5 protein-coding genes and 4 tRNA genes are annotated in these 6,221 nt (G+C 41.7%); all 9 read left to right on the top strand.

The annotated features are described in order from the left end of the window. The first annotated feature begins 3 nt into the window (after positions 1 to 3). The gene (gene gspD, locus AC1M87_RS02790) at positions 4 to 2,391 is read left to right on the top strand and encodes a type II secretion system secretin GspD (protein ID WP_481592875.1); all 2,388 of its coding nucleotides are present in this window, start codon (positions 4 to 6) and stop codon (positions 2,389 to 2,391) included. 69 nt (positions 2,392 to 2,460) lie between these two features. Continuing rightward, positions 2,461 to 3,135, top strand: a complete 675-nt coding sequence (locus tag AC1M87_RS02795; protein ID WP_481592876.1) for an FHA domain-containing protein — start codon at positions 2,461 to 2,463, stop codon at positions 3,133 to 3,135. Positions 3,136 to 3,193: 58 nt separating this feature from the next. After that, complete coding sequence (locus AC1M87_RS02800) at positions 3,194 to 3,865, top strand: HAD-IA family hydrolase (RefSeq protein ID WP_035270445.1); 672 nt, start codon at positions 3,194 to 3,196, stop codon at positions 3,863 to 3,865. A gap of 117 nt (positions 3,866 to 3,982) precedes the next feature. Further along, positions 3,983 to 5,476, top strand: coding sequence for an anthranilate synthase component I (gene trpE, locus AC1M87_RS02805; protein WP_481592877.1), 1,494 nt, complete (start codon positions 3,983 to 3,985; stop codon positions 5,474 to 5,476). 98 nt (positions 5,477 to 5,574) lie between these two features. Then, positions 5,575 to 5,650 (top strand) — tRNA-Thr (locus tag AC1M87_RS02810). A gap of 53 nt (positions 5,651 to 5,703) precedes the next feature. Then, positions 5,704 to 5,787: transfer RNA gene (locus AC1M87_RS02815), tRNA-Tyr, on the top strand. A 34-nt stretch (positions 5,788 to 5,821) separates the two neighbouring features. After that, positions 5,822 to 5,897 (top strand) — tRNA-Gly (locus AC1M87_RS02820). A 14-nt stretch (positions 5,898 to 5,911) separates the two neighbouring features. Further along, positions 5,912 to 5,986 (top strand) — tRNA-Thr (locus tag AC1M87_RS02825). A gap of 149 nt (positions 5,987 to 6,135) precedes the next feature. Beyond that, on the top strand, positions 6,136 to 6,221 hold an 86-nt coding region (locus tag AC1M87_RS02830; protein ID WP_001029592.1), incomplete at its 3' end, for a GTP-binding protein.

The following is a 6,221-nucleotide window of genomic DNA, read 5'->3' on the forward strand; positions in this document are numbered from 1 at the left end:
GTTATGGATTTTTTTAATCGAAATCGGTCACTTTGGGCGATGGTCGCAGTAGCACCAGTATTGGCTGTCGTAAGTACCGCTGCGCAAGCGCAAACTTGGAAAATTAACCTGCGTGATGCAGATTTGACTGCATTTATCAACGAAGTTGCAGATATCACGGGAAAAAACTTCGCAGTTGATCCGCGGGTTCGGGGTAATGTGACGGTTATTTCAAATAAGGCTTTAAACAAAGCTGAAGTCTATGATCTGTTCTTGGGTGTGTTAAACGTTAATGGTGTTGTTGCTGTACCTGCGGGTAACACTATCCGCTTAGTCCCTGACAATAATGTAAAAAATTCAGGTGTGCCTTTTGATGCCTCTCGGAACGCACGAGGTGATCAAGTGGTCACTCGTGTCATTTGGCTGGAAAATACTAACCCCAATGATCTAATACCCGCGTTAAGACCACTCATGCCGCAATTTGCGCATTTGGCGGCGGTACAAGGAACAAATGCGCTTATAGTCTCAGATCGTGCGAATAATATTGCACAGCTTGAAACGATTATTCGTAATTTAGATGGAACGGGGCAAAACGATATTGAGGCTATTAGCTTGCAGTCTAGCCAAGCTGAAGAGCTGATAGTTTTGTTGGATTCAATGTCTTCTACGGGTGGTGCCAAAGACATTTCAGGTTCTCGAGTACGTATTATTGCAGATGCACGTACTAATCGGATTTTGATCAAGGGTGATCCAAGTACTCGTAAACGCATTCGTCAAATGATCGAAATGCTTGATGTTCCTTCAGCTGATCGCCTAGGCGGTCTAAAAGTATTTAAGCTTAAGTATGCAAGCGCAAAAAAATTGGCTGAAATTTTACAAGGTTTAGTATCTGGTCAGGCGGTGAATAGTACCAGTAATTCAAATAGTTCAAGCTCCAATTCAAGTGCTAGTAACTCATTAATTAATAATAGCTCGAGTAATACGTCTTCAAATGGGAGTGTGAGTACCCCAGCGATTAATTTGAATAGTGGTTCAAATCAAAATCAACAAGACATTACGAGTTTTAATAGTAATGGCGTGAGTATTATTGCTGATGGTGCACAAAATGCATTAGTGGTAAAAGCAGATCCTCAACTCATGCGTGAAATTGAATCTGCTATTCAACAACTTGACGTGCGTCGTCAACAAATTCTCATTGAGGCTGCTATTGTTGAAGTTGAAGGAAATGATGTAGATCAATTGGGTGTTCAGTGGGCACTAGGTGACATCAGTAGTGGTATTGGTGTAATCAATTTTGATAAAGCGGGTGTAGGGCTGAGTCAATTGGCTTCTGGATTTCTTGGTAATGTAGCTACGGGTGCTGGTTTGATTGGAGCTGGTGCTTCATTGGCCTTAGGTGAATATAAAGAAGGTGCGAATGGATCGCGTAAACTGTATGGCGCACTGATTCAGGCATTAAAGACCAATACCAAGTCGAACTTATTGTCTACACCATCGATTGTCACCATGGATAACGAGGAAGCTTATATCGTTGTAGGTGAGAATGTCCCATTCCAGACAGGATCTGTGACAACAACAGGTGGAACAGCAAACCCTTATACTTCAATTGAGCGTAAAGATGTTGGTGTAACATTAAAGGTTATTCCACAAATTGGTGAAGGTGGAACAGTTCGTCTTGCTGTAGAACAAGAAGTATCCTCAGTGAAGCCAGATAGTGGTGAGGCGAAAGACTTGGTGACCACTAAGCGTGCCATAAAAACCTCAATTTTGGCTGAAAATGGTCAAACAATTGTGCTGGGTGGTCTGATTTCAGATGATACTAAGTTAACGCGTCAAGGCGTCCCAGGTTTAAGCTCGATTCCTGGTTTGGGTAGACTGTTTAGAGCAGATGCAAAGAATAATGTGAAACGAAACCTACTCGTTTTTATTCATCCAACAATCGTAGGAGATACGGCTGATATTCGTAGATTGTCACAGCAACGCTATGATCGTTTATACAGTTTGCAGTTAGCACTGGATGGTGATGGGACATTTAAGAAGTTACCGGATAATGTTGATGATATCTTCCAACAGCGGTTGCCTGTATCAAGTACTCCTCAACCCGTCAAGCCTATCGTAGTGCCATCAACGCCTCAAGCAGTAGAGCCGCAGGTACAGCGTTATACTGCTCCAACAGCACAGTCTAAGCCAGTAGGGCGTGTGATTGAACGTCCAAATGTCATCGTGACTCAGGATCCTGTGGTGAAATCAACGCGAGTGCTGCCAAAGCCTGTGATTTACAATCAAGTTGCCACAACAAATACAAACAATGCCCAAGTCGTGGTGGAAACCCCTGTCGCGATTGAGCCAAAACAAGATGTGCAAAGAACACAAAATACGGTCACAACCACGACATTGAGACCATCTCGATAACATGCGTTCAATGTGAATCTCGAAAACAGCCATGTTAAAATGTCAAAACTTGAATAATGGATCGAAACTATGACTTGGAAATTACAAACAATTACTGGCGAATTTGCGGGTAAAGAAGTTGATATCGATCGAGACATGTTGGTGGGTCGTCATCAAGATGCAGATATTTTGATTCAGTCTGCAGATGTATCACGTCGTCATGCTGCTTTGTTTCTAAAAGAGCAGGTGCTCACTGTTCAAGACTTAGGTTCGTCAAATGGCACGTTTATTAACGATACAAAAATTGCTGAAGGCGAAACTATTGTTAAAGATGGCGATATTCTGCAATTTGCTAGCCATAAATTTTCAGTTTTAGCACCTGCGCAATCTGCACAAACATTACAAGATGTTCAGCAGCCTAGCGAAGCAATCGCAACAGCTGAAATTTCTTCAAAGGTTGCAGTAGAGAAGACAGCAGCAGCTGAAATGCTTGAGCAGGGTATGCCTGATCTGAAAGAGCGAGATAGCTCAGTTCAGCTTACTCGAGATGGTATGCCTCAAAATGTAGGAATTCCTAAACCAGCGCCAATTCCTGAGGGAGTTGATGTTAATACAACTGTCAATAAGCATGAAGCGTGTGAGGTAAATATTCCTGCAACTTGTACGGAAAAAGAGTTGGAAACTCAAAAAAATGCCAATATTGGCTTAATGGCATTATTGGTGTTAGTGATTGTGGCACTGGTTGCCTGGTTTATTTTCAACTAAGTTGCATGTGATTTTTTAAGGCATGCTTTCGCATGCCTTTTTTGTTAGGTTTAAAATAATGAATATTGCGAATTTGGAACAGCGTGACTTAATTCTTTTTGATCTGGATGGAACTTTGGTTGATTCGGCATTTGATCTATATCGTGCCATGAATATGAGTTTGAATGTATTAGAACTGCCTTTGGTCACAGAATCTCAAGTTCGAAATTGGATTGGCAAAGGGACTTCATTGTTCTGTCAGAGTGTTTTAATGCATCTGACTGGGCGTGTAGAGCCTTCTGAGCATCAACAATTATTGGATACTTTTTTAGAAATTTATAATGCCGAACCGTGCGTGGATACGCGTCCATTTCACGGCATTATCGAATTTTTAGAGTGGGGTCGAGCTCATCAAAAAAAAATGGTGTGTGTCACGAATAAGCCGGAATTACCCGCTAGAAAAATATTGGCTGAATTAAAGATGGATCACTATTTTGTGGATACGGTGGGTGGAGATCGTTTTGAGGTGAGAAAACCAGATCCTAAACCTTTGTTGCATTGTGTTGAGGCCTTTGGAACTGATCTGGACAATACCTTGATGATTGGTGACTCATCGAATGATGTAGAGGCAGCGCGCCGTGCGGGTATTGATTGTATTGTCGTAAGCTATGGTTATAATCATGGTGAAGATATTCAGTTATGTAAGCCGCAACAAGTAGTTGATGATTTAACTGTGTTGATTTCTAAATAAGTTGTAATAAATAAAGAAGGGTAGAGGAATGAATAGTTTTAATGTTTTTCGATGGCGTCTCTCAGCGCAGACCTTATAGAACATTCAATATGCATCGAAAACTACAGAGAATTCCTCATGACAACGTCAACTCAATTTCAACAACTTCAATCACAAGGTTTTAACTTAATTCCAGTTTATCGCCAACGCTTAGCAGATACTGATACTCCATTGTCAGTATTTGCACGTTTAAAACAACATCAACAAGCCTATTTATTTGAGTCTGTAGAAGGTGGTGAAAACTGGGCGCGTTATTCCATTATTGGTCTAGGTGAGTCAACCGTATTCTCTTGTAATGCAGGACAGTTAACAATTCAGAATGCTGACGGTCAAGTCGAATCGTTTGAATGCCAGGATCCTTTCCAGTATATCCGTGACTTTCAATCGCAGTTCAAAGTGCCATCAAAAGCAGAACTTCCAGATTTGCCTAACTTTACAGGGGGCTTGGTGGGCTATCTAGGTTATGACGCGGTACGTTATATTGAACCGCGCTTAAATAACGTTCCTGATGCTGATCCTGTTGGATTGCCAGATTTATGGCTCATGTTGTCTAAAACAGTTGTAGTTTTTGATAATTTAAAAGACACGCTATTTATTATCGTACATGCGGATACACAGGATGCGGATGCTTTTAATAAAGCACAAAGCCAGCTGGATGAAATTGAATCATTACTTGCCACACCGGTGAGCTTGCAGGCAAAGCCTCACACGGCCCCTCATTTTGAATCATTAACAGGTAAAGAAAAATTCTTAGAATCGATTGAAACGGTTAAAGAGTACATTCGTGCGGGTGATGTGATGCAGGTGGTTCCTGGTCATCGCATGGTATCGGACTTTGATGGTGATCCTTTACAAGTATATCGTGCATTACGTCATCTTAATCCTTCACCATATCTGTTTTTAGTACAAGGAAAAACGCTTAGTGATGAAAAGCCATTTTATATTGTGGGCTCATCACCAGAAATTTTATCGCGTTTAGAAAATGGGGTGGCGACTGTGCGCCCATTAGCGGGCACACGACCACGCGGTAAAACCAAAGAAGAAGATTTAGCGCTGGAAAAAGATTTACTTTCCGATGAGAAAGAAATCGCAGAGCACTTAATGTTGATTGATTTGGGTCGCAATGATATTGGGCGTGTATCAAAAATCGGTAAAGTGCAAGTCACTGATCAAATGGTGATCGAACGTTATTCACATGTCATGCATATTGTTTCTAATGTGCAAGGGGAAGTTGCGGAAGGCGTAGATGCTTTGGATGTTTTTAAAGCAACATTCCCTGCAGGAACACTTTCTGGGGCGCCAAAAATTCGTGCTATGGAAATTATTGACGAAGTTGAGCCAGTAAAACGTGGAATTTTTGGCGGTGCTGTTGGTTATTTAGGCTGGCATGGTGAAATGGACATGTCTATCGCAATTAGAACCTGTGTTATTCGCGAAAATAAGGTTTATGTACAGGCTGGTGCGGGTCTTGTTGCAGACTCAAATCCTGATTCTGAGTGGAATGAAACCCAAATAAAAGCTCGCGCAGTGATCAAAGCGGTTGAATTATCATCAAACGGATTGATTTTGTGAGTTTTTAGGGTTTTTTTTGAAAAAAACACTTGCACGGATTTCAAGTTTTGCTAAACTGCACACCGTTCCGATACGAAACGTACGAAACACTAAGAAACGCCGGCATAGCTCAGTTGGTAGAGCAACTGACTTGTAATCAGTAGGTCCACAGTTCGAATCCGTGTGCCGGCACCATCTTAGAGAGTTTAAGTAGTCGAGTAAAGAACAACACTGAAGTAAGTGTAAATGGTGAGATTCCCGAGCGGTCAAAGGGAGCAGACTGTAACTCTGCCGCGTAAGCTTCGAAGGTTCGAATCCTTCTCTCACCACCAATTTTAAAACTTCGATCTAGTGTCTTACCAATATGCGGGAGTAGCTCAGTTGGTAGAGCGGCAGCCTTCCAAGCTGCATGTCGCGAGTTCGACCCTCGTCTCCCGCTCCATCGAAGTGTTAAATGCTCTTATAGCTCAGTGGTAGAGCACTCCCTTGGTAAGGGAGAGGTCTCGAGTTCAAATCTCGATAAGAGCTCCAGATATACAGTTTAGTAGAAATTTCTACAAAGTTTTAAAGAAAGCAGGCTTATTAGTCTGCTTTTCAAGTATTTAAAGTGTCATTTTTTTGGCGACAGGTCGATACTGAACAATCTTAGAATTGTGTTCGACGTAAACGAGGAAGATCTCATGGCTAAGGCTAAGTTTGAACGTAATAAGCCACACGTTAACGTGGGCACAATCGGTCACGTTGACCATGGTAAAACAACTTTAAC

This window comes from Acinetobacter sp. 24-47-62 (assembly GCF_056779765.1).

Bases quoted from the DNA above. Each gene is read 5' to 3' on its own strand.
- AC1M87_RS02800 (WP_035270445.1), top strand. From the start codon at position 3,194: ATGAATATTGCGAATTTGGAACAGCGTGACTTAATTCTTTTTGATCTG.
- AC1M87_RS02795 (WP_481592876.1), top strand. From the start codon at position 2,461: ATGACTTGGAAATTACAAACAATTACTGGCGAATTTGCGGGTAAAGAA.
- trpE (WP_481592877.1), top strand. From the start codon at position 3,983: ATGACAACGTCAACTCAATTTCAACAACTTCAATCACAAGGTTTTAAC.
- gspD (WP_481592875.1), top strand. From the start codon at position 4: ATGGATTTTTTTAATCGAAATCGGTCACTTTGGGCGATGGTCGCAGTA.